The organism is Bacillota bacterium (assembly GCA_024655925.1).
GTDB lineage: Bacteria > Bacillota > DTU025 > DTU025 > JANLFS01 > JANLFS01.
On record JANLFS010000179.1, the window covers coordinates 1 to 3,090 of the forward strand.

At 59.7% G+C, this 3,090-nt stretch carries 2 protein-coding genes; one reads left to right on the forward strand and one right to left on the reverse strand.

From position 1 onward, the window contains the following. Positions 1-301: 301 nt before the first annotated feature. Positions 302-1,651 carry a magnesium transporter gene (gene mgtE, locus NUW23_15710; GenBank protein MCR4427602.1) on the forward strand — a complete coding sequence of 450 codons (1,350 nt, stop codon included), beginning with the start codon at positions 302-304 and terminating at the stop codon, positions 1,649-1,651. Between the two features lie 218 nt (positions 1,652-1,869). Here mgtE and NUW23_15715 read toward each other — a convergent pair whose 3' ends face one another. Further along, on the reverse strand, positions 1,870-2,871 hold the full coding sequence (locus NUW23_15715) for a fibronectin type III domain-containing protein (GenBank protein MCR4427603.1): 1,002 nt from the start codon (positions 2,869-2,871) through the stop codon (positions 1,870-1,872). Positions 2,872-3,090: the final 219 nt, after the last annotated feature.

Genomic DNA, 3,090 nt, shown 5'->3' on the forward strand with positions numbered 1-3,090 from the left:
AGCGCTACGGAAAGGCTCTTCAGCTCTTCTTCCCTACTGTGGATTGACGCGGTCGACCGGTGGGAAGACGGGTGACATTCTCCGGATCTGATAGTATAATGACGAAGGTGGTAACATACCACCTGCTCTCACCAGCATATTCCCACCATGTGAGAGGGGGGACATCTCGGTGGACGGAGACTCAGGTAACAGTAGCAACTTGCCTTTCACAGCTCATCGAAGAACCACACAAGAGCAAGGGGCGCCGTCCGCCGGAATGGTCTCTCGCGGGCGGTGACCTCCTGCGCGAGGAGGTGCACACATGCGCGAGAAGGACCAGGCTCTCCTCGAGAGGGTCAAGCAACTCCTAGAGGCAGGTTCTCTCGACCAGATTCCCGATCTTGTTAGGTCCATTCACCCCGCGGACGTCGTCGACATCCTCGAGAATCTCCGAGACGAAGAGCAACAGGCCTTCTTCCATGCGATCCCGAGCGATACGGCCGCTGATATCATCCAGGAACTTGATCCCGTTGACCAAGCCAGAATAATCAAGGTGATGGACAACGTCCGGTCCTCCCAGATCCTCAAAGAGATGGACTCGGACGATGCCGCAGACCTCCTGGCAGACTTGCCTGAGGCGAAGGCCGAGAAACTCCTGGGCCTTATGAATGCCGAAGGCGAAGACGTCCGTGAACTGCTTCAGTACGACGAGGATTCGTCAGGAGGCATCATGGCCACGGAGTACGTGTCCGTGCGTGCCGACTGGACCGTGGAGCAGACCTTGGCCGAGCTCAGGCGACTCGCCCCGGAGGCTGAGACAGTCTACTATGTATACGTCCTGGATGAGCAGGAGCACCTGGTTGGCGTGCTGTCCCTTCGTGACCTGGTAATCTCGGATCTCCGCGCGAGAATCGGGACGATCATGAACCCTAAGGTAGTATCCGTCTCCACTGACGTGGACCAGGAAGAAGCCGCCCAGCTGTTCAAGAAGTATGGGTTTCTGACCCTGCCAGTGGTGGATGAAGAGAACAAGCTCACAGGTATAATAACCGCCGATGACATCCTTGATGTCGTGGAAGAGGAGGCGACGGAAGACATCCAGAAGATGGCTGCGACGCTTCCCCTGACCGAACCTTACCTCGACACAGGCCTCGGGACGCACTGGACCAAGCGCGTCAGCTGGCTTCTGGTGCTGTTCCTGGCAGAATCCATCACCGGGGGCATTCTCCAAAAGTTCTCAGCTGCTATGGAGGCGTTCATAGCCCTCACATTCTTCATCCCGCTGCTCATCGACAGCGGAGGAAACGCCGGTTCTCAGGCTGCCGCGATCATCATCCGGGGCCTGGCTGTGCGGGACATCCGGGTCAGGGACTTCTTCCGGGTGATCTGGCGGGAGGCTTGGGTCGGGCTTCTCCTTGGACTCGCCATGGCAGTTGTGGCGTTCTTCCGGGCGTGGTTCGTGGGAGGCACTCCGCTTCTGGGCTTCACCGTATGCCTGGCTGTCTGTGCCATTGTGGCTTTCGGCACGCTGGTGGGCGCGGCCCTGCCGATAATCGCGACCAAGATCGGATTCGATCCGGCTGTAGTGGCTGGACCCTTGATCACCACCATAGTGGATGCCCTGGGCTTGATGATCTACTTCACCATTGCCAAGGCGGTGCTTGGAATCTGAGTAATCCACTTGTCTGTTCGTTTCCTTGTTTGCTTCGACTCACGCTCCTGCGCGAGGAGCGGCACGGCCGGACTCTCCCAGCGTCGCAACGGAACTGACAGGCCGCCCCCAGGACTCACTCCAAGGGGCGGCCTGTGCTCTCTCTGTCCCGCCCGGAGGCCCTCACCCGCAGCCGGGCATACACCTACACCTGGGGCCGTCGCTTTCTGTGACAGCCATCATGGGAGGAACACAGATACCTCTTCGCTCCTCAGCGAGTCCTGCCCGGCGGAATCCCTGGCGACTACGACGAAGTAGACCATCGATCCTCGTTGCTGGCTGGAAAGGCCCACGGAGACGGAAGTCTCGGTCGCGTCCACCGACTCTGACCTTGAGGCGCTGTACCTGTCGAAAACGGAGTACCTCCAGTAAACCCTGTATGATGCCAGGTCCCCGTCGGCCGGGACCGATCGCGACCAAGTCACCGTCGCCCGGGTCCCGTCGATTGCGACACAGACACCCCTGGGAGCTGGCGGGATGAAGTCCACATCCACTGACACCTGGAGGTCCCCGATCCCGGGCGAGTAGAAGATGTCAGTGGTCTTGCCTGGCACGACTCCGAACCCCACGTACTCACTTGTGTAGACCACCGTGCCATCCGATGTCTTGAAGGCGACCTGCATGTCGTAGGACCTCGGAACATAGCCTGTGTCTTCCACCGAGAAGCGTCCCCCGGCCTTTGGTATGTCGGGGTAGACTCGGTAAGGTGATGTGCCGCTCGCGTGGTGGATCGAGATGTCGGCAAAGCAGATTAGTTCCTCTCCAGGGATGCCGGCCGGGCACGCCTCGATCCTCACCGACCCACTCTCGGCTCGAAGCGTCACTGACACTGAGGTGGTCTGATCTCGCCTCACCTCCACGTTGGTCTTGCCGTAATAGACCTGATCGCCCTGGGCGTCCAAGGCTGCGATATCGAGCCTCCAGGTTCCCGCGAGTAGAGAGTCGATCGTGCCGAAGGCGGTGTTGCCCGAGATAGCCAACTCGCGCCGGACCATGAGTGTGCCGAGCGTGAGGGTGGCCACCACGCGCGTGGGCAGCCCGCCGAGGCTCCTTGGTTCCCCTAGGTCGGCAGCGATAGTGATCGCACCCATTCCCCGCACCGCAGGATTGGGCGTGCATCCTTGTCCCGCCAGGAGAACAGTGATGAGAACCGCCAAGCACATACCAGCCCGCCGTGTCATCGCTTTCCCCGCCTCCCCGCCCAGTGGAGTTACATTTTGTGGAAGCTTTCGGCGTCCAGACACGGTGCTCCTGCGAACACAGGCAGAATCACCCGGGTGAAACCGCGTCCAGCCGTGCAGGCCAAGAGTGGAGTCAATTGGGGCTCAAAACTCTGACTAGTGGCGTATGAGTAAAGTTTCAGTAGGTACAGAGATCTTTCTGTGCCCTAAAACGGAAGG